The 22,247-nt window shown below is 62.6% G+C and carries 18 protein-coding genes and 1 tRNA gene; 8 read left to right on the forward strand and 11 right to left on the reverse strand.

From position 1 onward, the window contains the following. Positions 1 to 186: 186 nt before the first annotated feature. The 5 genes from ACNFBR_RS19540 to ACNFBR_RS19560 form a co-directional block, all read right to left on the reverse strand. Positions 187 to 1,446 (reverse strand): response regulator, encoded by a 1,260-nt coding sequence (locus ACNFBR_RS19540; protein WP_416736371.1) that lies wholly within the window; start codon positions 1,444 to 1,446, stop codon positions 187 to 189. A gap of 138 nt (positions 1,447 to 1,584) precedes the next feature. Next, a complete protein-coding gene (gene gabT / locus ACNFBR_RS19545; protein ID WP_416736372.1) occupies positions 1,585 to 2,862 on the reverse strand; it encodes a 4-aminobutyrate--2-oxoglutarate transaminase in 1,278 nt (425 codons plus the stop codon). 182 nt (positions 2,863 to 3,044) lie between these two features. Next, positions 3,045 to 4,487: an NADP-dependent succinate-semialdehyde dehydrogenase gene (gene gabD, locus ACNFBR_RS19550; RefSeq protein ID WP_012270020.1), complete on the reverse strand. Its 1,443-nt coding sequence runs from the start codon at positions 4,485 to 4,487 to the stop codon at positions 3,045 to 3,047. A gap of 489 nt (positions 4,488 to 4,976) precedes the next feature. After that, positions 4,977 to 6,653 (reverse strand): aryl-sulfate sulfotransferase, encoded by a 1,677-nt coding sequence (locus ACNFBR_RS19555; RefSeq protein ID WP_416736373.1) that lies wholly within the window; start codon positions 6,651 to 6,653, stop codon positions 4,977 to 4,979. Between the two features lie 17 nt (positions 6,654 to 6,670). Further along, positions 6,671 to 9,007, reverse strand: a complete 2,337-nt coding sequence (locus tag ACNFBR_RS19560) for a TonB-dependent receptor (RefSeq protein WP_416736374.1) — start codon at positions 9,005 to 9,007, stop codon at positions 6,671 to 6,673. 192 nt (positions 9,008 to 9,199) lie between these two features. Here ACNFBR_RS19560 and ACNFBR_RS19565 point away from each other — a divergent pair, with 192 nt between their 5' ends. After that, positions 9,200 to 10,117, forward strand: a complete 918-nt coding sequence (locus tag ACNFBR_RS19565) for a LysR family transcriptional regulator (RefSeq protein ID WP_416736375.1) — start codon at positions 9,200 to 9,202, stop codon at positions 10,115 to 10,117. A gap of 108 nt (positions 10,118 to 10,225) precedes the next feature. Here the strand turns inward: ACNFBR_RS19565 and ACNFBR_RS19570 are convergent, their stop codons facing one another. Beyond that, positions 10,226 to 11,131 (reverse strand): TauD/TfdA dioxygenase family protein, encoded by a 906-nt coding sequence (locus ACNFBR_RS19570; protein ID WP_416736376.1) that lies wholly within the window; start codon positions 11,129 to 11,131, stop codon positions 10,226 to 10,228. 39 nt (positions 11,132 to 11,170) lie between these two features. Beyond that, the gene (locus ACNFBR_RS19575; protein ID WP_416736377.1) at positions 11,171 to 12,208 is read right to left on the reverse strand and encodes an ABC transporter substrate-binding protein; all 1,038 of its coding nucleotides are present in this window, start codon (positions 12,206 to 12,208) and stop codon (positions 11,171 to 11,173) included. Between the two features lie 297 nt (positions 12,209 to 12,505). On the opposite strand from ACNFBR_RS19575, the gene ACNFBR_RS19580 reads away from it, so the two are divergent. The 5 genes from ACNFBR_RS19580 (at position 12,506) to ACNFBR_RS19600 (ending at position 17,728) form a co-directional block, all read left to right on the forward strand. Next, positions 12,506 to 14,110 carry an ABC transporter permease gene (locus ACNFBR_RS19580; protein ID WP_416736378.1) on the forward strand — a complete coding sequence of 535 codons (1,605 nt, stop codon included), beginning with the start codon at positions 12,506 to 12,508 and terminating at the stop codon, positions 14,108 to 14,110. Next, positions 14,107 to 14,970 (forward strand): ABC transporter ATP-binding protein, encoded by an 864-nt coding sequence (locus ACNFBR_RS19585; RefSeq protein ID WP_416736379.1) that lies wholly within the window; start codon positions 14,107 to 14,109, stop codon positions 14,968 to 14,970. Before ACNFBR_RS19580 ends, ACNFBR_RS19585 begins: the two co-directional genes overlap by 4 nt. Before the next feature lie 112 nt (positions 14,971 to 15,082). Then, positions 15,083 to 15,159, forward strand: a tRNA-Arg gene (locus tag ACNFBR_RS19590). 161 nt (positions 15,160 to 15,320) lie between these two features. Beyond that, positions 15,321 to 17,051 (forward strand): dipeptidase, encoded by a 1,731-nt coding sequence (locus ACNFBR_RS19595; RefSeq protein WP_416736380.1) that lies wholly within the window; start codon positions 15,321 to 15,323, stop codon positions 17,049 to 17,051. 239 nt (positions 17,052 to 17,290) lie between these two features. Further along, a complete protein-coding gene (locus ACNFBR_RS19600; protein ID WP_416736381.1) occupies positions 17,291 to 17,728 on the forward strand; it encodes a CBS domain-containing protein in 438 nt (145 codons plus the stop codon). Positions 17,729 to 17,734: 6 nt separating this feature from the next. On the opposite strand, the gene ACNFBR_RS19605 is transcribed toward ACNFBR_RS19600, so the two are convergent. The 3 genes from ACNFBR_RS19605 to ACNFBR_RS19615 form a co-directional block, all read right to left on the reverse strand. Then, the gene (locus tag ACNFBR_RS19605; RefSeq protein WP_416736382.1) at positions 17,735 to 18,373 is read right to left on the reverse strand and encodes an NADH:ubiquinone oxidoreductase subunit N; all 639 of its coding nucleotides are present in this window, start codon (positions 18,371 to 18,373) and stop codon (positions 17,735 to 17,737) included. A gap of 69 nt (positions 18,374 to 18,442) precedes the next feature. Then, entirely contained in the window at positions 18,443 to 18,685 is a 243-nt protein-coding gene (locus ACNFBR_RS19610) for a DUF2789 domain-containing protein (RefSeq protein ID WP_416736383.1), read from the reverse strand. Between the two features lie 61 nt (positions 18,686 to 18,746). Further along, the gene (locus tag ACNFBR_RS19615) at positions 18,747 to 19,205 is read right to left on the reverse strand and encodes an aminoacyl-tRNA deacylase (protein WP_012270008.1); all 459 of its coding nucleotides are present in this window, start codon (positions 19,203 to 19,205) and stop codon (positions 18,747 to 18,749) included. Between the two features lie 98 nt (positions 19,206 to 19,303). On the opposite strand from ACNFBR_RS19615, the gene ACNFBR_RS19620 reads away from it, so the two are divergent. Both ACNFBR_RS19620 and ACNFBR_RS19625 read left to right on the forward strand, forming a co-directional pair. Continuing rightward, on the forward strand, positions 19,304 to 20,650 hold the full coding sequence (locus ACNFBR_RS19620; RefSeq protein ID WP_416736384.1) for an NfeD family protein: 1,347 nt from the start codon (positions 19,304 to 19,306) through the stop codon (positions 20,648 to 20,650). Positions 20,651 to 20,652: 2 nt separating this feature from the next. Next, complete coding sequence (locus ACNFBR_RS19625) at positions 20,653 to 21,405, forward strand: slipin family protein (protein ID WP_416736385.1); 753 nt, start codon at positions 20,653 to 20,655, stop codon at positions 21,403 to 21,405. Between the two features lie 153 nt (positions 21,406 to 21,558). Here the strand turns inward: ACNFBR_RS19625 and ACNFBR_RS19630 are convergent, their stop codons facing one another. Beyond that, positions 21,559 to 22,191, reverse strand: a complete 633-nt coding sequence (locus ACNFBR_RS19630; RefSeq protein WP_416736386.1) for a LysE family transporter — start codon at positions 22,189 to 22,191, stop codon at positions 21,559 to 21,561. Between the last annotated feature and the right edge of the window lie 56 nt (positions 22,192 to 22,247).

Genomic DNA, 22,247 nt, shown 5'->3' on the forward strand with positions numbered 1-22,247 from the left:
CTTCTTGTGGGAGCTGGTCTTGCTGGCGAGTCTCGAAAATTGCACATTGGCGTAACGGGTGTATTGCCAGTACCGGCCTCTTCGCGGGCTTGCCCGCTCCCACAGGCTCACCACAGCCCTCAAGGCTTGCGCAGTACCTGTGGGAGCGGGCGAGCCCGCGAAGGGCCGCAAAGCGGCCCCAATATTTCACCCGCTAACCTCAGCCTCAGCCTCCGGCGGTTCTCCCTGTGGCTTCACCTCCGGGTTATCCACCTTGCGCAGCCGGTTGAGCTCCGGCAAGCCCAGCTTGAGCAAGCGTGCGGTCTTGCCGCTGGCCACTTTCTCCAACCCCTGCTCGGCCGGCAACCGCGATAGCTGCCCAGCCAGGTTCATGGCCAGGATCTCCCGCGAATACACCCCGCCTCCCAACTGGTAGATCGCCGCGATCAACTCGCGCAAGGCCAGCGGCAAGCGCCAGCGAGTACGCAACGCCGAACCGAATGCCGCCGCAAATTCATCCATCGATTGCTGCACCTTGCGTTCATCCAGCTCACCCCCAGCCAAGCGCCATTCCTGCAGGCAGCGCAACACCGCCAGGTCGCCCAGGCAATGCAGCAAGCCGGCGCAATAGCAACGCCCTTCGTCCAGTTCGAGCATGCGCGCCAAGGTACGGCCATATTCCGCCGTATGCAGCGACAGTTCCCAGTAACGGGCCGCGTGCTCTGCCAGCAGCGGGTCGCTGAGGCGCGCGCTGCGCTTGAGGGTCATGCCCAGGATCAGGTTCATGCTCTGGGTACTGCCAAGCTTGTTCAGGGCTTGCAGCAACGTCTGCACCGGCGCTTCACGGTGCAAGGCCGCGCTATTGGCCGCAGCGATCAATACTGCCGTGACCTGCGGGTCGTTACGCACTTCCTCTTCAAGCACCCTCAAGTTCAGGCCCTGGGGGTTGAGTGCGCGCTTGATCGCCAGTTGCACATCGGCCAGCAGCGGCCCGCCATCGGCGGTCGCGCGGCGCTGCTCAAGGTAGGCCGGCAGGCTGGCACCCGCCTGCAACGCCGGCACCGGGCAGGCGATTTCTTCGCCCACGGCCAGCAGCAGCTCTTCCAGGCGCTTGCGCAGGTTGTCCAGGTTCAACGGTTTGCTCAGGTAGGCCGTGGGGTGCAGGGGCAATGCCTCGCGCACACTGGCGCTGTCACTGCGGTTGCTCATGAGGATGAACGGCAACCCCGGCCCCTTGGCGCGCACCTTGCGGAGCAGGTCGAGGCCATCGACACCGGCCAGCTCGCGGGCGGCGATGATCAGGTCGGGCTTGCTGGACAAGGCACTGAGCGCCTGGGAGCCGTCGGCGCATACCTGCAGGCGGGCGTCACAGCGCACGCTGAGCAGCATCTCGCTGAGCATGTCACGAACCCAAGGGTCACCTTCGACAATCAGCACGCTTGGTGGGGTGGGGTCTGCAGCGTTCATCGCCAACTACTCCTGAATAGCCTGACACACAGTCCGTCGCAGCTTCCAAAGCCAGTCCTCCGACAACCATAGCGCCACATGGCTTTTCTGGGCATAAAAAAAACCCGCCTAGGCGGGTTTTTTCTGAAGCGCGTCACATCAGGCGATTTCAGCGAAGCACTCTTCGATGATGGCCAGGCCTTTGTCCAGCAGTGCGTCTTCGGCGGTCAGCGGAACCAGGATACGCAGGACGTTGCCGTAGGTGCCGCAGGACAGCAGGATCAGACCCTTTTCACGTGCCTTGGCCACAACCTGGCCAACAGCGGCAGCGTTCGGGGTGTGAGTGCCTTTCTCGAACACTTCGACGGCAATCATCGAGCCCAGACCACGGACGTCGCCGATGATCGGGTGCTTCTTCTGGATTTCGCGCAGGCCAGTGGTCAGGCGCTCACCCACAGCCTTGCTGCGGTCCAGCAGTTTTTCTTCTTCGAACACTTCGATCACGGCCAGGGCCGCGGCGCAAGCGATCGGCGAACCGGCGTAGGTACCGCCCAGGCCGCCCGGCGCGATAGCGTCCATGTACTCGGCCTTGCCGCACACACCGGCCAGCGGGAAGCCGCCAGCGATGGATTTGGCGAAGGTGGTCAGGTCAGGCGCAACGCCCATCTGTTCCATGGCGAAGAAGGTACCGGTACGGCCAGCGCCAGTCTGTACTTCGTCGGCGATCAGCAGGATGCCGTGCTGGTCGCACAGGGCGCGCAGGCGCTTCATCAGCTCTTTCGGCGCTGGCAGGAAGCCGCCTTCGCCTTGTACTGGCTCGAGGATGATCGCGGCGATGTCGCGCGGCTCGGCGTCGTTCTTGAAGATGCGCTCGACCGAGGCGATGGCGTCGTCAACGCTGATACCGTGCAGTTCGCTCGGGAACAGGGCGCGGAAGATGCCGCCTGGCATCAGGCCCATGCCAGCGGAGTACGGCACGACCTTGCCGGTCAGGCCCAGGGTCATCATGGTACGGCCGTGGTAGCCGCCGGTGAAGGCGATCACGCCAGCGCGGCCAGTGGCGGCACGGGCGATCTTGACGGCGTTTTCAACGGCTTCGGAGCCGGTGGTGACCAGCAGGGTCTTCTTGTCGAAGTCGCCTGGGACCAGCTTGTTGATCTTTTCGCACAGCTCTACGTAAGGTTCGTAGGCCAGCACCTGGAAGCAGGTGTGGCTGACCTTGGTCAGCTGGTCTTGCACGGCCGCAACCACTTTCGGGTGCAGGTGGCCGGTGTTCAGTACTGCGATGCCGCCGGCGAAGTCGATCAGTTCGCGGCCTTCAACGTCGATCACAGTCGAGTTCTTCGCGGTGTCGACGAAGATCGGGTGGATCTGGCCAACGCCACGTGGGACGGCAGCTACACGACGTTGCATCAAGGATTCGTTGGTCTTGCTCATAATGCCCTCATTGCGCCGACAGGAATGGCGCTTTTATTCGGGGGTGGCTGGGAGTGCTCGCGAACAGTATTCGTTGATCGACTGTCGTAAACGCCCTGGCCACCAGGTACTGCGATGTAAAAAAGGCCAGCGAGACGTCGCTCTCGCGCCCCACTGGCAGAGGTAAAGCCTTTACCGTGCTATCAGACGCTGATGCACAGGTATTTGATTTCGAGGTAGTCCTCGATACCGTACTTGGAACCTTCGCGGCCCAGGCCCGAAGCCTTGATGCCACCGAACGGCGCCACTTCGTTGGAAATCAGGCCGGTGTTGATACCCACCATGCCGTATTCCAGCGCTTCGGCAACACGGAACACACGGCTCATGTCGCGGGCGTAGAAGTACGAAGCCAGGCCGAACTCGGTGTCGTTGGACATGGCGATGACTTCGGCTTCGTCTTTGAAGCGGAACAGCGGCGCCAGTGGGCCGAAGGTCTCTTCCTTGGCGACGGCAGCGGTCTTCGGCACGTCGACCAGGATGGTCGGCTCGAAGAAGTTGCCTTCGATCAGCTTGCCACCGGACAGTACCTTGGCGCCTTTGCCAACGGCGTCTTCGATGTGCTCCTGAACCTTGGCGACAGCCTTGCCGTCGATCAGCGGGCCAGTGGTGGTGCCTTCTTCCAGGCCGTTACCGATCTTCAGCTTGGCAACTGCGGCGGCCAGCTTCTGGGCGAACGCGTCGTAGACGCCGTCCTGCACGTAGATACGGTTGGCGCAGACGCAAGTCTGGCCGTTGTTGCGGTACTTGGAGATGATCGCGCCCTCGACCGCCTTGTCCAGGTCGGCGTCGTCGAACACGATGAACGGGGCGTTGCCACCCAGCTCCAGGGAAACCTTCTTGATGTCCTTGGCGCATTCTTCCATCAGCTGGCGACCGATTTCGGTCGAGCCGGTGAAGGACAGCTTGCGTACCAGGGAGTTGCCGGTCAGCTCGCCGCCAACTTCGCCGGCGCTGCCGGTAACCACGCTCAGCACGCCAGCCGGGATACCGGCACGGTGAGCCAGCTCGACCAGGGCCAGGGCGGAGTATGGGGTTTGCGAAGCAGGCTTGAGCACCATGGTGCAGCCAGCGGCCAGGGCCGGGCCGGCTTTACGGGTGATCATGGCGGCCGGGAAGTTCCACGGGGTGATGGCCGCGGTAACACCGATTGGCTGCTTGATGACGATCAGGCGCTTGTCTGGCTGGTGGCCGGGGATGGTATCACCGTAGATGCGCTTGGCTTCTTCGGCGAACCACTCGATGAACGAGGCGGCGTAGGCGATTTCGCCCTTGGCTTCGGCCAGTGGCTTGCCTTGCTCGGTGGTCATCAGGCGAGCCAGGTCGTCCTGGTTCTCGATCATCAGTTCGAACCAGCGACGCAGCTTGGCCGAACGCTCTTTGGCGGTCAGGGCACGCCAGGCCGGCAGGGCCTTGTCGGCGGCTTCGATGGCGCGGCGGGTTTCCGCGGTGCCCATCTTCGGCACGGTACCGATGACTTCACCGGTGGCCGGGTTGGTCACCTTGATGGTCTGGCCGTTGTCCGCATCCAGCCACTCACCATTGATATAGGCTTGCTGGCGGAACAACTGAGCGTCTTTGAGCTGCATGTCGGCTTCCCGAATTGTTGATTGTTGAAAAGCGCCCAAGGCAGGGCATCGAGCGTTTGAAATCTCAAACGAATGCTAAGCGGCTGCTGGGGTGTTGGACAATAGGCTGTTCGAAAAAAAGAACGAATGGTTGAACAGCCCGTCCGGAAATGTTGCTTCAGGTTAGACGATCGAGCGGAGGGAAATGTGAAAAGTGGGGGTAAGACGTGGGATGTTTAGCGCTTGTCAGATCGAGCGCCGCCCGCGCGGCGCATCGCGAGCGAAGCTCGCTCCTACATTTGTTTCGGGCCAATGTCTCCTGTGGGATTTGCGCGCGTACGCTTTGGCACATGGCGTGATATCGCGTCTTACAAACAAGGCGGTCGCGCGCGCCTGTCACAGGCGTTACTGGCCCGAAACAAATGTAGGAGCGAGCTTCGCTCGCGATGCGCCGCGCGGGCGGCGCTCGATGTACGCATCAACACAAAATTTACGTCAGGCCTACCAAGCTCAGAACGCCTTGGCCAAGTCGATCACCAGTGCTCGATAACCGACCGAGCCCGGCTGTCGGCTGTACACCTTCAGTTCCACCAACACCTCTTGGGTCCCGCGCCGCACCTCGTTGAGCACGGTAGTGGTCAATTTTTCGGGGGTGAGGAAGTTCACCGAAGCCGAGTAGATGAACTGGGTGTCCGTCTCCGGCCGGTAAGCCACCACCGAGGTCACCGGGCTGTACCACTCGTCGCCACGTTCCTTGCCATACTCCCACACCTGCTCGACCGTACCCTTGGACTCGTCGATGCGGTACTCCACCGCCCGGCTGTAGTTGCCGCTCAGCTTGGTCGGCGCAAAATTGCGCCCCCAGCCGTTATCGAACACGGTCAGCGTGCCTTTGCCGGTCAGCCAGGCGGTATGCTGGGTCCACGACCAATCGAAGCCCTCACTTTCGACCGGTTTCAGCACCTTCTCACGCAGAGGCTGCGGCCAGCCTTGGGGGGAGGCGAGAATCCATTTCACCTGTTTGTCACGGCCAATCTTCACCACACCCTGGTGACGTGCTGAAACGATGATGCTGTCGTCATCGGCGTCGTAATCGATGGCATTGACGTGGGCCCAGTTACGCCCGGTACCCACCCCTGGCGTGTCACCAAAGGGCAAGTCGCCCTCCGCCAATTCGTTGGCCAGCCGCTCGTCCTGTTTCTGCACCCCAGGCGGCAGTTGGATCGCCGCCTTGCCGAGGGTTTCCAGCAAGTCGCCACGGTAGGGGTCGAGGATTTGGTTGAGGTCCCAGAAATCGAGCACATCCCCGGCCTCGCTGACCTCGATGATATGGTCACGGATCGAGCGCACGCGTTTGCCGTCGGGGCGGCGGTAGTCGCTGGTGCCAACCCGTAGCAAGTAGGTGCCATTGCTGGTTTCGCGGATCTCATGGGAAAAATCGGCGAACTTGTCGGGCAGGCTGCGCTGCCAGATGCGTCGGCCCAGCAGGTCATACTTGGAATAGGTCTGGCCCTGGCCCCAGATCAGCTTGCCGTCGCGGGTCTGCTGGAAGCCCATGGTGCCGCCCAGGCTATCGCGGCGGTTGGAGTCGTGGATCTGTTCGATATCCAGGTACCAGCGCACATCGCCATTGCTGTCGGCAATCCAGTTGTTGCCCACCTGGTCCCATTCCGCCGCACCACCCAGGGCATTCCACTTGAAGGCGCGGCCGCCCGGAATGTCGCCCTGCAAATGGTTGAACAGGTACAGGCGCTTTTCGAAGCCTGGCGCGACTTTGACCGGCTCCACCTCTGGCAACGCGGCAGTCTGCTTCGCCACCACCGGCAGGCGCACGGCCGGGGCGTAGATCCGGTACTGCTCGCGAATGCGTTCGCCATCGAGCTTGTAGCTTACTTCTACCTGATTGACGTGGTCCGGGTACAAGCCGAATACCGGGATACCGCCGTAGGTCCACAGCGAACGGTCAGACACGTCGTAGACAATGTCCACCCCGCGTTCGCCACGCCCCAGCACACGGACATGCGCATCACTCAGGCTGCGCCCGCCGTCGCGGATGATCGCGGTCAGCGGCGCAAGGCGGTACGGGTTGACCACCACGTCGCCGAGCAGCGCCTCTTCTCGCTCGGGTACTTTGGCCGTCAGGCAGGCGCCTTCAGGCAGTGCAGGGGTTTGGGTCTTGGCATTCATGGCAAAGCTCCTTGTGCTCAGAAGTCGTAACGGGCGGTTGCGCCGAAGGTGCGTGGGGTGCCGAGCACGCCGGCATAACCACCGTTGGCGGAATTCCACAGGCTGGTGAAGTAGGTTTTGTCGCCGGCGTTTTTCACCCACAGCGACAGGTCGACCACGCCGTCGCCCTGGTCCAGGCGCACGCCGGCGGAAAGGTTGACCAGTGCGTAGCTGGGGATCTGGCCGAAGTCAGAGTCGTCGATGGTGCCCACGGCCTTCGAACGGAAGGCGTAGCTGGCGGTGACGTAGGGCTCGATGTGCTCGCTGGCCTGCCACTTGTACTGGGTGTTGAGGTTGGCGATGTACTTGGAGGCGCCGACCACCTGGTGGCCGGACAGGTCGCAGGTGGCGGTGGCATTGGCCAGGCTCACCTCCGGCGGGCATGGGGCGTCCTTGTACTCGGTGTAGCGCACGTCGTTCCACGAGCCGTTGAAGTTGACCGTGAGGCCACGGATCGGCAGCGCCGTGGCTTCGAACTCCAGGCCGCGCGAACGCACGCGGCCGGCGTTGGCCAGGTATTGCACGCGGTTGATCTGGTCGTAGACGTTGGCCTGGTAGCCATGCACTTCGGCCCAGAACAAGTTGCTGTTGAGTTGCAGGCGGCCGTCGAACAGGGTGCTTTTCAAGCCCAGCTCGGCATTGTTGACCCGCTCGGTGCCAACCAGCAGCGAATCGGTCCCCAGCCGTGGCGCGGCGCCGACAGTGAGGTTGACGCCGCCAGACTTCTCGCCGTGGGTCAAGGTGGCGTAGCCCAGCAACTGCTCGTTGAAGCGGTAGCTCAGGCCTAACAGGCCGGAAGGGCTGAAACTGTACTGGTTGAGGTCGCCCGAATCGTAGGCACCTATCCGGGCCTGGCGCGCAGTAGCGGCGGCACCGGTTACCGCGGCGCCGCCACTCGGCGCATCGCGGGTCACCCAGGCGCTCTTCTCTTCATAGGTGCCGCGGATGCCGGCAGTGAAGTCCAGGCGGTCGGTGACATGCCAGGTGCCCTGGGCGAACAGCGCATAGCTATCGGTATCGATGTGCCCATCACCGAGGGTGTCGACGTTGTTCAGCGCACCGGCCGGCGTGAGGTTCCAGACATCGGCCTGAGGCCCGTAATAAGTGAAGGACTTGTTGTCCAGGTCCTGTTTGAAGTAGTAGGCACCCAGCACGTAGTCGAAGGCGCCCCCCGTAGGCGACGCCAGGCGGATTTCCTGTGAATACTGCTTGTCGCGCACCGATACCCCGGCGCTGTAGAACACCGGCACGTTCAGGCCATCGTCGTTGCGCGGGGTGAAGTCCCACCAGCGGTAGGCCGTGATCGACGTCAGGGTGAAGTCATTGGGCAGGGTCCAGTTGGCCTCCACCGAAGTGCCGCCCTGGAACACCGTCACCTGTTGGTCGGCATCGAAATTGACCTTGCGGTCCTTGCCCGACACCAGGGTCGCCCCTGCCTGGGCGGCCAGGCTTTCATAGCGGTTGACGCCATTGATGGTCGGCCCGGTGCTGTACAGGCTGAGGATGCCGTTGTTGGAGTCTTCTTCGTTGTACTCGCCAATCCAGCGCAGGTTGAAGGTTTCGCTGGGCTTGAACAGCAACTGGGTGCGGAAGCCTTGGCGCTTGCCGCCGTTGAGATCATCACCGTTGTGGATGTTCTTCACATAGCCGTCGTCTTCGGTGCGGTAGGCGCTGATGCGCCCGGCCAGGGTCTCGCTGATCGGCCCCGAGAAGCTGCCTTGGGTCTGCAGGTAGCCGTCTTCGCCAATCGACTGCTGGATGCTGCCCTCACGGTGGAAGGTGGGCTTGCGCGTGGTGATGTTCAGCACGCCCGCCGTGGTGTTCTTGCCGAACAAGGTGCCCTGCGGGCCGCGCAGCACTTCCAGCTGTTCCACGTCCAGCAGGTCGAATACCGCCATGCCCGGGCGGCCGAGGTAGACGTTGTCGAGGTAGATGCCAACGCTGCCCTCCAGGCCATCGCTGGCCGGATTGTTACCCAGGCCGCGGATCGAAATGCTCGACTGGCGGGCATGCACATAGGCGACGTTGGTGCTGGGCACCAGCTGCTGCAAGTCCTGCACGCGGTAGATGCGTTGGGTTTCCAGGGTTTCGCTGTCGAGCACGCTGATTGGCGTGGGCACGCTTTGCGCGGTTTCTTCGCGGCGGCGGGCATTGACTGTGACAGTGCCAAGCTTGGCTTCTTGCTCCACCGCCGGTGTGGTGCTGACCGGCGCTTCGGCAAAGCTGCCGGTGGACGCCGCCAGCAGCACGCCAGCGGCCAAGGGTTGCAAGGTGAAACGCGACGCGCGCGCAGGCCAACGGGAAAGTCCGGACATGCAAATGCTCCTAGAGGCATGGGCCCTGGCGAGCATTTCCGTTGGCGGAACCGAATCGCGGTCAGTCGGGCTTATATTCTTTTAAGTGATATAAATATTTGTAATTCATATTTAGTGGAATAAGTAACTCCATTTATAAGGGGACTCACCCTTGTCAGCAATTGCATTTGGCCGAAGGTTTTAATGTAGAAAATGCATATCGATCTGCGTCAGTTGCGCCATTACATTGCCCTTGTCGAGCACCGCAGTTTTGTCGCGGCGGCGGCGGCGGTGAACCTGTCGCAGTCGGCTTTCAGCCGCAGCATCCAGACCCTGGAGCACAACATCGGCTGCCGCCTGGTGGACCGCGCCAGCAAGGAACTGGCGCCGACCCGCCAGGGCTTGCTGGTGCTGGAGCATTCGCGGCGGCTGGTGCACGGGGCGCACAACCTGGTCAACGAAATCCACCAGTTCAACGGCGCCACCACCGGGGTAGTGCGCTTTGGCTCCGGCCCTGCGCCGGCCGGTGGCTTGGTGCCGCGTGCGGTGGCGCGCTTCGTGGCCGAATACCCGGCGGCGCGCACCTGCTTCCAGGTGGATAACTGGCAGGCGCTGAACCGCAAACTGGTTGCCGAGGAGATCGAGTTTTTCGTGGCCGACACCCGCCAGTTCGAGTCCGATCCGGACTACCAGGTGCACAAGCTGACCCCGCAACGCTGGCATTTCTGCTGCCGCGCCGGGCACCCGCTGACCGAGCAGCAGAGCGTGCTGGCGCGAGACCTGTTCGACTACCCGATGGCCACCACCTTTCGCCCGCCGAATATCCGCAAGATCCTCAGCGACCTCAGCGGGCGACAGGACTTCCTGCCAGCGGTGGAGTGCGAACACGGCTATGCGCTGCTCAATGTGGTGATGCACTCGGACACCATCGGCATTGCCTGCAATGCCAATTTGCGGCCCTATCAAGGCGAGGACGGGTTGGTGAAGCTACAACTGGCGGACCTCACGCCGGAGCAGGAAGAGGCGTGCCATACCCGCTATGGGGTGGTGAGCCGGGTGGGGTATGGCCTTTCGCCGCTGGCTCAGGGATTGGTCAGGCAGTTGATTGCCTGTGATAGCGAACGTGTGTAGGAGCAGCCTTGTGCTGCGAAAAGGCCGGCGCAAACACCATAAATTGGCGATGTCTGCACCGGCCTTTTCGCAGCACAAGGCTGCTCCTACACAGGAAAACGACGGGGTTCAGCCCTTGCGGGTAGTTCGGCTCAGCTGCCCATCCACACCTACCGGTACTTCTCCGGCCAAGGTCACCCGACGCACCACGCGCGGCTGGGTCCCATAGTCATCCACCGCATAATGCTGCGTCGCACGGTTATCCCAGATCGCCACATCCCCTGCCTGCCAGCGCCAGCGCACGGTGTTCTCCAGGCGCGTCACATGCCCTTGCAGCACCGCGAACAGATGCTGCGAATCCGCCAGCGAATAGCCTTTGATGCGCTTGACGAAATGCCCCAACTGCAACGCCCGCTCGCCACTGACCGGGTGCACGCGCACCACCGGGTGCTCGGTCTCATACACCGTGGAAGTGAACACCTTGCGGTAGCGTTCCAGCTTCGCAGGGTCGACATCCGGCTTGAGGCTGGCGTAGTCGTATTCGTTGCTGTGCACCGCCCACAGCTTGTCGGCCAGCTCGCGCAACGGCTCGGGCAGCTCCTGATAAGCCGCGGCCGTGTTGGCCCAGACCGTATCGCCACCCGAAGCAGGCGCCACCACGCTACGCAGGATCGAGGCCTTGGGGTAGGCATCGACGAAGGTCACGTCGGTGTGCCAGGAGTTGGCCCGCTGGCCTTCAGCGCCATCGAGTTGCAGCAGGTAGCTGGTGCCATCGACCACCGGTACGGTCGGGTGGGCCACCGGCTCGCCGAGCAGTTTGGCAAAGCCCTCCTGGCTCTGGTCATCCAGGTGGGTCTGATCGCGGAAGAAGATCACCTTGTGCTGTACCAGTGCCGCCTGAATGGCTTCGACTGTGACGGCATCGAGGTCGGCGGACAGCCTTACTCCGCGAATTTCCGCGCCGATACGGCCGGCAACCGGGTGAATGTCGAGTGCGAGGGTTTGTGGCGCGGTGGCCAGGGCAGCATTGCTCATGGTCGTGGTCCTTGCGGTCATGGTCGGGTTATTTGAGGTTCAGCGGGCGGCCTGCACGGCCTGTTCGTGTTTCAGCGCAGCGTCGAGGAAGCGCGGCTCGATCCAGTCGGCTACCTGGAAGCCACGGCGGATCAGGCGTTCTTTGGCAGCCAGGTCGACGCCCTGCTGCAGCTGGCCGACGAATCCGGCGTCCAGCCGTGGGTCGAAGTAGTGGGCGAGGTCTTCCTTGGCCAGGTCATCGCTGAGGATGCCGCGCGGCCAATTGGCGTTGCTGGCCACCAGATCGATGTAGGCCTCGCGGTTGTGTTCGTCGCGAAGCCAGGCACTGGCCTGCTCCTGGGCATTGACCAGGCGCTGCACCAGCTCGGGGTATTGACGGATGAAGTCACCGGTGCCCAGCAGCACTGCCTGGGTGCTGCCCGCGCCTTCCAGGTCACGCGAGTTGACCGGTAGCTCGACCAACCCGCGCTCACGCAGCGACAGCAGGTTGGACAAGCCCCAAGTGGCGTCGACCTGCTTGGCCGCCAGCGCAGCGTTGGCGGCATTGAAATCGAGGTTTATCACCTTCAGCTCACGTTCGCTCAGGCCCTGGCTGGCCAGGGCGCTGGCGAACGAAAGCTGGTTGGCAGTGCCACGGAACACCGCCACGCGCTTGCCCTTGAGGTCGTGCAGGGTCTTGATGCCAGAGCCGGGCACCACGCCCAGGTAGCTCTTCACCCCGCGCACGCCCGCCGACAACACGCGGGTGTCCAGGCCATTGGCCTTGCCGACGATTGCCGCCAGGTCGCCGAGGTAGGCGAAATCGGCTTGTCCGTTGGCCAACGCCTCGTTCACCACCGGCCCGGCACCTTTGAAGAAATGCCAATCGATGCGGATGCCGTCCTTGGCGAATGCCTTCTCCAGCAACTGCTGGTCACGCAGCACATCGACCACGCCACCGGCGCTGGGTTTGCTGCCGGCGCTGAGGTCGGGCACGGCGATGCGGATGCTTGTTGGCTTGGCGGGTTCAGCCGCTTGAGCGCTTAGGGTGACAGCCAGCCCAAGGGCGGTAATCAGGTGACGCAATGGGGTTTTCATGGCAAGGCTCCTTGGCAGGCTGCCACCGGCGATGGCCGGCGCTTTGGCCAGAAGCTAGGCAGGTCTTGTTAGAACCTACAAAGATCAAAACTTCATTTTTTAGTAACTGGAAGGCATAAATCAGGCGGCATGCGGGGCTGAGCGGGGGTTGCGGAAAACGCATGGAAAATATGAGGAAAACGCAACGGCGAGGGGCTTCCGTATGCATGGAGCGCATGCTCTTATCTCTTGAAAGTCACCTTTGTAATTTTTTAATTCCATAAGTGAATAACTTAACAACGCTTCGAGAGATGGCCGATGAATGGAGTTCTGAGCAGGAATCGGGGGGGGCCGCTGCGCGGCCCATTCGCGGCGCAAGGCCGCTCCTACAGGGACCGCATCGTCTCTTTGGAGCGGGTTCTGCCGTGGGTGTTGCCTGTGCTGATTGGGCTACTGTGGGTGGTGGCGAGCCGGCAGCACTGGATGAGCGAACAGATTCTGCCGGCGCCGGCGCTGGTGTGGCAAAGCGCGCTGGAGTTCGGCTCCGGCGAGCTTTGGGGGCACCTGTGGATAAGCTTGCAGCGGTTGTTCTGGGGGCTGGCGGTGGGTATCGGCAGCGGCTTGCTGTTGGGTGTTTGGCTGGGCGCTTCGCGTCAGGCGCAGACACTGGTGCTGCCAACTTTTGTGGCGCTGGCACAAATTCCTACCCTGGCCTGGATCCCGTTGTTCATGCTGTTCTTCGGCATCGGCGAGTGGCTCAAGCTGGTGGTGCTGGTGAAAGCCGTGGTGGTCCCCGTCACCTTGCACACGCTGGTCGGTGTGCGCGATGCCCAGCCCAAACTGCGCGAGGCCGCTGCGACACTGCGCCTGCCTCGCCGTCTGTTGTTCCTGCGCCTGTTGCTGCCGGCTGCCCTTCCCGCCTTCCTTACCGGCGTACGTCTGGCGCTGGCCACCGGCTGGACTTCGTTGCTGGCAGTCGAGCTGCTGGCCTCCAGCGAGGGGATCGGTTACCTGATGGTGTGGGGCCGGCAGCTGTTCATGCTCGACCTGGTGCTGCTGTGCATCCTGGTGATCGGCCTGGTGGGCGCCGTGCTGGAGCGCAGCTTCTCGGCCGTGGAAAAGCGCCTGCTGTACTGGCCGCACCCTGCTACCGGTGAACAACAGCGCGGTCCTGTGCCACGCGGCTGGCAAAGCCTGCTGCTGCCGCTGGCGATACTGGCGCTGTGGCAAGCCAGCAGCCGCTTCGGCTGGGTCGACCCTAATATCTTGACCTCGCCACTTGAAGTACTGCGCACGCTGCTGGTCGGCCTGGCCGATGGGTCGTTGCCGCAGGCCTTGCTGCTGAGCCTGCAACGCACCCTGACCGGCCTGCTGCTGGGGGGTGGCGCCGGCCTGCTGACCGGCTTGCTGCTGGGGCTTTCAAACGACGCGCAACGCCTGTTCGGGCCCACGCTTTCGGCCCTGCGCCAGGTGGCGCTGTTCGCCTGGGTGCCGTTGCTCACCGCCTGGTTCGGCCTGGGTGAAGGGGCCAAGCACGTGTTCGTCGGCCTGGCCGCGTTCTTCCCGCTGCTGATCGCTACCCAGCGCGGTATCGCCAGCCTCTCGCCGCAGTTGGGCGAAGCAGCCCGTACCCTGCGCCTGGGCCTGTGGCAACGCTTGCGCCTGCTGGTACTGCCCGGTGCGGCCCCGGCCATTTTCGCCGGCCTGCGCCTGTCGCTGATCTATGCCTGGCTGGGCACCATCGGCGCAGAGTACTTCATGCCCTCGGACGGCGGCATCGCCAGCCTGATGATCGGCGCCCAGCAACTGTTCCGCATGGACCAGGTAATGGCCGCCATGGTCCTGATCGGCCTGGTCGGCGCCTTGCTCGGCACCCTTGGACAACGCCTCGAATCGCGCGCCACGCGCTGGAGAACCGCATGAACGCCTTCAATACCTCGCACCTGCACGCGGCCAACCAGCCCGACGCCACCCCGCCATTAGTCAGCTTCGAGGGGGTTGGCAAAGTCTTCACCGTGGACGGCCAGCCGTTGGAGGCCATTCGCAATTTCAACCTGTCGATCAACGAAGGTGAGTTCATCGCCATTGTCGGCGCCTCCGGTTGCGGCAAGTCCACCTTGCTGCGCTTGCTGGTGGGCCTGGACACCGACTACAGCGGCAGTATTCGTGTTGACGGGCATAGCGTGAGCGGCATTGGCGGCGAACGCGGCATCGTGTTCCAGGAACATCGGTTGTTCCCCTGGCTGAACGTGGAGCAGAACATCGCCCTGGGCCTGGTCAATGAATCGCTGACCCAAGGTGAGCGGGCACGGCGCGTGCACGAGTTCGTGCAACTGGTGGGGCTGGTGGGTTTCGAATCCGCCTACCCGCATCAGCTGTCCGGCGGCATGGCCCAGCGCGTGGCCATTGCCCGTGGCCTGGTAGCCAGCCCACGTATCTTGCTGCTCGACGAACCCTTCGGCGCGCTGGATGCGCTGACCCGCCAGCAACTGCAGGACGAGCTGTTGGCCATTCGCGAGCGGGCCGGTATCACAACCTTGCTGGTGACCCATGATGCCGAGGAGGCGACGTACCTGGCTGATCGGGTGGTGGTGCTGGAGCCACGCCCAGGTCGCATCAAGTCGGTGGTGGAAATAGACCTGCCGCACCCGCGCTTGCGCTCCGGCGTGGCGCTGCACGGCCTGCGCGAAAAAGTGCTGCATCAGATCACCGGTGACGGCGGTTACCTGCCGCCACCGGTACGCCGTGTAGAGGGCCTGAGGCCCGAGTTGATCGCCCTTTGAGATGTCGACACGCATCCGGCCTCTAGGGATCGGCATAGCCAACAAGGTAAAAACAGCTACAGATCAAGGCGATGGACGTCACCGATTCAGATGGGTATCATGCGTGCGCGTTGCACTCGTAGCTCAGCTGGATAGAGTACTGCCCTCCGAAGGCAGGGGTCGTGGGTTCGAATCCCGCCGAGTGCGCCATATCAAGAAAGCCCTGGGCCTGAGCCCGGGGCTTTTTCGTTTGTGCGGCATGTCGCGTTTCTGGTACTCCCGTGCCATGGGTCATTGGTGTTAGCGTGGGCATCTTCCCGTTTTCGCACGGGTAACCCATGACAATGACTGGCAAAGGAATGCGCGCAACCATGCACCTGAGAAAACTGACCGCCACCACCCTGCTGCTGGCCAGCATCGGTTTGTTCACCCAGCCGGCCCAGGCCAACCTCACCCAGCAGCAGTCCGCTGCCATCGTCAAAGCCTTCGACGGCAGCGACCCCAGCGACTTCAAGCAATTCCTCGGCAAGCTCAAAGGCAGCGACCTGGCCAAGGCCGACAACCTCGGGGCGACCCTCGACGCCTACCTGGCCAACACGCCATTGGCCGCCGAGCAGCAAGGCGAAATCAACCGCCTGCTCGGCCTGTACACCCGCATCAAGTACGGCAAGGCTGCAACCGAAACCCTGCGCGAGCTGGTGGCCATCCCCACCTTCAACGTCGAGGGCACGCCGCAGTACGAAAACCCTGAGTTCCTCAAGATCGCCGACAGGATCAAGGCCCTGGCCGACAGCTTTGGCCTGGCCTTCCGCAACATCGACAACCGGGTGTACGAAATTTCGCTGGGTAGCGGCAAGGAAGTGATCGGCATCCATGCCCACGCCGACGTGGTGCCGGTCAACCCGGACAACTGGAAGCTGGCCGACGGTACGCGCCTGGACCCGTTCAAAGTCACCCTAATCGGTGACCGCATGTACGGCCGCGGCACCGAAGACGACAAGAACGGCATCGTGGTGGCGATGTACGCACTGAAGGTGGCCAAGGACGAAAACCTGCCGCTCGCCCGGCAGTTCAAGCTGCTGATCGACACCACCGAAGAAACCAGCGGTGATGCGATCCCCTATTACTTCGAGCGCAACCCCACGCCGGACTACAACCTGGCCCTCGATGGCGGCTACCCGGTGGTGATCGCCGAGAAAGGCTACGGCACCGTCATGGCCAGCTTCAGCAAGCGGGCAGGCACTGGCAAGGGTGCGGAAATCGTCAACCTGACTGGCGGCTTGGCCACCAACCAGATCCCGACCACCTCGGTAGCGACCCTGGTTTCCGACAACCCGGAACAACTGGCTAAAAACCTGCAAAGTGCCGGCGACAAATACGTGAAGCAGCATGGCGGCGACTTCAGCATCGACGCCAAAGCCGAGGGCAAACAGGTGTTGCTCACCGTGACCGGCGTTTCCGCCCACTCTTCGGAGCCGGAATCCGGGGTGAACCCGGTTGCACGCATGCTCGACTTCATCAATGGCCTGGGCAAGCAGGTGCCACTCAAGCAGAACCACTTCACCGACGCCGCCCGCTACGCCGCCGATAACTGGGGCCTGGATTACCTGGGCAACAAGCTGGGCGTGGCCTTCAAGGACTCGTTCATGGGCCCGCTGACCGCCTCGCTGACCTTTGTCGGGGTGGACGAAAAAGGTCTGAAACTGGCAGTGAACCTGCGCATTCCCAAAGGCAAGCCCATTGCCACGATCAAGGACGAGCTGGCCGACAAACTGGGCAAGTGGACCCGGCAAAGCCACACCTCGGTGGCGTTCGACTACAGCCTGGACGAGCCGATGTACCGCAACCCCGAAGGCGAATGGGTCAAGGCCCTGCTCGCGGTGGCCAGCGAGAACCTGGGCATGAAGCATGAGTTCGGCACCTCGGCCGGTGCGACTTCGGTGCACGACTTGCCCAATGGCGTGCAGTTCGGCTTGGCCATGCCGGATGTGAAATACACCGGGCACAACGACAACGAGTTCAAGACCGTCGAGCAGTTCATGCTGGACCTGCAGGTTGTGAGCGAGATGGTGGCGCGGATCGGGCAGATGCCGAAGCTTTGATTGGCGTCGATTCCATTGTAGGGGCAGCCTTGCGCTGCGAAGAGGTCAGTACGGCCACAGGGCGTCTTTTGCCATGCGGGCCTCTTCGCAGCACAAGGCTGCTCCTACCGGATGACGCTACGAACACCCATGACGTTTTTCAATCGACTCCATGCCGTTTCCTGCATTGCCGTGCAGAGCGCCGTACCGGATGCTTTAGTTACACCGAGACAGCGCTTTTTTCACCCGCAGAGGCCCGTATGAAGACCGTCGAACAAATCCTCAAGACCAAGTCCCAGCACCAGACCGTGTACACCATCGGCCCGGATGACTCGGTGCTCGACGCCCTGAAAATGCTGGCGGAAAAAAACGTCGGTGCGTTGCCCGTGGTCGAAAGCAACCAGGTGGTGGGTATCGTCAGTGAGCGGGACTACGCGCGCAAACTGGTGCTCAAAGGCCGCTCGTCCGCCGCCACGCCGGTACGCGAAATCATGAGCGCACCGGTCGTCACCGTGGAACCGAAGCAGAACCTTGAGTACTGCATGAACCTGATGACCAACCGCCACCTGCGCCACCTGCCAGTGGTCAGCAACGGCGAACTGCTGGGCCTGCTGTCGATCGGTGACCTGGTCAAGGAAACCATCGCCGAACAGGCCAGCCTGATCCTGCAGTTGGAGCAGTACATCCGCGGTGAATGAAGCGCCTCAATGGTATGCGCGCTCCAGCTCGTCCAACTGATGGTCGAAGCTGCGCAGGCGCGCCGACCAGGTGTACACCAGCACTTCCAGGTCTCGGTTCAGCACGGCCGTATTGCCATGGCCGCTGTGCGTGGGTTCGCCCAAGTCCAGCTGGTAGCGCTCACGGGCCATGGCCTGGGCCACGCTGGACAGGTCGCGGGCGTTGGCCAACCAATGGTGATGGTGGTCATGGATTTCGCGGTCGAGCACCCGGCACTGGCGCTTCAGCGCATCCAGGCTCTGCTCCAGCGGTGTGCCCTTGAGCTCGCCCATGACCTCTTCGAAAGTACGCCCCGAATGCCAGTAGCTGCCCCAGAAATAGCGGTCGAATACGGTTTCGACGCGACGTAGCGCCACCTTGGTATTCCAGATGGTCAGCAACGTTCGCCCCTGAACCACTTCGCGCTTGTTCAGGTGCAACTGTTGCCAGGCGATCCAGGTCAGCGCCACCAATGCAACCGCCACAGTGACCGCGGCAGCGGCATACAGGAAATGCACGGCCTGGTTCATCTGTTGCGTCTGCCTGATGCCGTAGAAGTAACTGGCCGTCAGGGTGCCCAGGATCGTCACGGAGCACCAGAAACCTGGTGCATAGGGATCTTTCATCTCGCTATCCCCTTATTGTTTTCCTGAGCATAGCAACGGCCGATCACTCGTCAGGTGCCACTCGGCGCTTTATTTTCGGGGGCGGCGCAACGCTTCGTTGAGTTGATCGAAAGGCTCCGCCCAATCGGCATCTTCAATGATGCTGTCCTTGAGAAAAGCACGCTGAGAGTCGCTCCAGAACGGCGCATCCACCAGCTTTATCTCGTTCTTCAGCGGCGAATGGCTGGTGATGAACTGATCGATGCTCTTGGGGTCGTCGGGCAAGCCCAACTGCTTGAACAGGTCGGCAAAGGGATGGATCGGCGCTTCCATGGTTCCTCCTGAGCGCCAGGTAGGCCGTCCACGACGCCCGCCTGGCAGTGGTGTGAAAACATCAGCACAGCTCGCGCACTTCGGCGTGCGGCACCAGCTTCATGTACTGCTCCATGCTCATGTGGATCAAGTGATCGTGGTCACCCGCCTCCAGGTAGACATCACCCTGGCGGGTAAGGCTCGGGTCGAGCAGCATTTTTATCTGATAGGCATCGCCGAGGGCCGGCACTGCGCCGCGCTCGCAGTCATTGAACAGGCTTGGCAGGCCGCTTTCACGGGTCAGTTGCCAGGCCCCCGACATGCGTACCTTGCTCATGTCCAGGTGCCGGTTGGCCGGCAGCACGGCCATGATGTAGTTGCCGTGACGGTCATCGAGCATCACCGACTTGGCAACCCGCTCGGCGGGCACGCCGGCTGTGCGGGCCGACTCCAGGCTGGTGGCCGAATGTGGATGGGGAATGATGTCGTAGTCGCAGTTGGCCTTGTCCAGGCGGGCCTGCAGGGTCTTTGCCATACGCATGATGCACCTCCGGTTTCGCCCCCCAATTTCCAATTTTAGGCCGGGCAACGGCAGGCAGGGCTAAACTTGTGCAATAGAGGCAAACGAGGTGACGACAGGTGATCGCCCGCTGCTGGCGCTGGCTGATGCTGGTGTTGTTGCTTGGCATCACGCCAGGTGGCCAGGCAGCGCCTGGCGCAGTGTGGGTGCTGGACATCGATGACGCGATTGGTCCGGCCAGCGCCGATTACCTGCTGCGCGGCCTCGACCAAGCCCAGGCGCAGGGCGCGCAACTGGTGGTTATCCGTATGGATACCCCAGGTGGGCTGGACAGCGCCATGCGCCAGATGATCAAGGCGATTCTCGCCAGCCCCGTGCCGGTCGCCAGCTACGTTGCGCCCAGCGGAGCCCGCGCCGCCAGCGCCGGCACCTATATGCTCTACGCCAGCCATTTCGCGGCGATGGCCCCCGGGACCAACCTGGGTGCCGCCACGCCGGTGCAGATCGGCGGCCCGCCAGGCGCGCCCAAGGACGAAAAGGGCAAAGGTAGCGACGATGAAACCCTCGCACGCAAACAGGTCAACGACGCCGCTGCCTACATCCGTGGCCTTGCGCAGCTGCGTGGACGCAATGCCGATTGGGCGGAGAAGGCCGTGCGTGAGGCTGTAAGCCTATCCGCCAGCGAGGCGTTGCGGCTGAACGTGATCGATCAGGTGGCCGACGACCTGCCCGACTTGCTACGCAAGCTCGACGGCAAAACGTTGATGGTCGCGGGCCAACCTCAGCAACTGCACACCGCTGGCGCCAGCCTGGTGGAACACCTGCCGGATTGGCGCACCCGGGTACTGGCGGTGATCACCAACCCCAGCGTGGCGCTGATCCTGATCATGATTGGCGTGTACGGCCTGCTGTTCGAATTCATGAACCCCGGTTCGGCGGTAGGCGGTGTGGTCGGCGGCATCTGCCTGCTGCTGGCGTTGTATGCCCTGCAGCTGTTACCGGTGAGCTTTGCCGGCGTGGCACTGATCCTGCTCGGCATTGCCTTCATGATCGCCGAAGCCTTCTTGCCCAGCTTCGGCGTGGTCGGTTTTGGCGGCATCGTTGCCTTTGTGGTCGGCGCGTTGATCCTGATCGATACGGATGCCCCCGGTTTCGGCATCCCGTTGGCCTTGATCGGCAGCCTGGCAGTGCTCTCGGCACTGCTGATCGGTGGTGTGCTGAGCATGGCCCTCAGGGCACGCCGACGAGCACTGGTGAGCGGTGACGCCGGCCTGGTCGGCAGCCTGGTCACCGTTACCCAGGTGATGCCAGGGAATCCGTTCTGTGGCGTCGTGCTGGCCCAGGGCGAGCAATGGCAAGCGCAGTGCGCAACAGTGCTGCAAGCCGGCCAGAACGTGCGGGTAACCGCGCGCCATGGCGTCATGCTGGAAGTGAGCGCTGCCGCACCCGCCGCGCAAGGAGAATAACCATGTTCATGCAAATGGGTTTCGGCGCCGTACTGATCGTGCTGGTGATGCTGTTGCTGTCGGCGTTCCGCATCCTGCGCGAATACGAGCGTGGCGTGGTGTTCCAGCTGGGGCGTTTCTGGCAGGTCAAGGGGCCGGGGCTGATCTTGTTGATCCCGGTGATTCAGCAAATGGTGCGGGTCGACCTGCGCACTGTGGTACTGGATGTGCCGCCGCAGGATGTGATCACCCGTGACAACGTCTCGGTAAAGGTCAACGCGGTGTTGTACTTCCGCGTGCTCGACCCGCAGAAAGCGATCATCCAGGTCGAGGATTTTCTGGTAGCGACCAGCCAGCTGGCCCAGACCACACTGCGTGCGGTACTGGGCAAACACGAACTGGATGAGCTGCTGGCCGAGCGCGAGCAGTTGAACCTGGACATCCGCCAGGTGCTGGATGCCCAGACAGATGCCTGGGGCATCAAGGTGGCCAATGTCGAGATCAAGCACGTCGACCTCAACGAATCGATGATACGCGCCATCGCCCGCCAGGCCGAGGCCGAGCGCGAACGGCGGGCCAAGGTGATCCATGCCGAAGGTGAACTGCAGGCCTCGGAGAAACTGATGCAGGCTGCGCAGATGCTGAGCAAGGAGCCGGGGGCGATGCAGTTGCGCTACATGCAGACCCTGGGGACGATTGCCGGCGACAAGAGCTCGACCATCGTCTTCCCGCTGCCGATCGATTTGCTCAAGGGGCTGGCGGACCAGCAAAAATAGCAATGGCCGGTACGCAGTCCCTGTAGGAGCAGCCTCGTGCTGCGAAGAGAACGGTGAGGCGAAAGATCATCTTCGGCTGCAATGGCCTCTTCGCAGCACAAGGCTGCTCCTACACGGCCTGTGTTTGCCTTGAAATCGACGTCGGTCAGGTGATCAGAGAGGCGCGCGACGCAGGGTCGCCAGGAAGGTAGCCGCACCAATGAACAACCCGGCAAAGGTCCGGTTCAAACGCTTCTGCTGCTTAGGCGTACGCAGCATGCGCAACACCCGCGCAGCCAACCCGGTGTAGCCTGCCATCACCAGCAGGTCCACGGTGACCATGGTCACGGTGATCGCCACATACTGCGGCAGCAGCGGCGCATGCGGGTTGAGGAACTGCGGCAGCACCGCCAGCATGAACACCAGCGCCTTGGGGTTGCTGACGTTGACCAGGAAGCCACGGAAAACCAGGCTCAGCGGCTTGCCGATCGGGCGCACGCCGGACTCATCGGTCATGTCCATCGGCAGAGCACGCCACTGCTTGTAGGCCAGGTAGACAAGGTAGCCGACGCCGAACCATTTGATGACCTGGAACGCCGTGGCCGAGGCAGCCAGGATGGCACCGACGCCGGCGGCGATGATGGCGATCTGCAGGATCAGGCCCAGCTGTAGGCCCAGGGCGTTCCAGTAACCACGCCAGAAGCCGTATTGCAGGCCGCTGGACATCGAGGCAATGGCCCCGGCACCGGGTGACAGGCTGATCACCCAACAGGCGGCAAAGAAGCCCAACCATACTTCCATCGACATCACACACCTCGCTCGAACATATGTTGCAAAACGTTAAGCTAAGGGGTTGGTGAAAA

Source organism: Pseudomonas sp. NY11955, from assembly GCF_048068035.1.
Lineage (GTDB): Bacteria > Pseudomonadota > Gammaproteobacteria > Pseudomonadales > Pseudomonadaceae > Aquipseudomonas.